Origin of the sequence: Achromobacter sp. SIMBA_011 (assembly GCF_046535435.1) — a bacterium.
GTDB lineage: Bacteria > Pseudomonadota > Gammaproteobacteria > Burkholderiales > Burkholderiaceae_B > Achromobacter > Achromobacter dolens.
Map to the genome: position 1 here is coordinate 1 of NZ_JAWRWN010000622.1, position 265 is coordinate 265.

At 52.8% G+C, this 265-nt stretch carries 1 protein-coding gene; it reads left to right on the forward strand.

Annotated elements, in window-relative coordinates:
• The coding region (locus SB816_RS32435; protein ID WP_410548303.1) for a dermonecrotic toxin domain-containing protein at positions 1 to 265 on the forward strand (265 nt) is incomplete at both ends.

Sequence of the window (265 nt, forward strand, 5' to 3'; positions counted from 1 at the left end):
GTGTTTGAAACACCCGCTACGGCGCCACAGGTACGCCAGCTCACGATTGCGTCCAACAAAGATACGTTGCGCTTGCAAACCCATATCGCCCGAATGCGCAGTGAAATAAGCGAAACTGCCTACACAACGTTGCAAGCGATACTGGATGGTTCGCCCGCACCCACTTTTCATGGCAGGTCAGTTGTTTACAGTCAATTGAATATGCTGGGTTCGGACGTGAGCGACGTGTTGATTATCGGTACCGCCGCACGCAAGGGGAATGTAC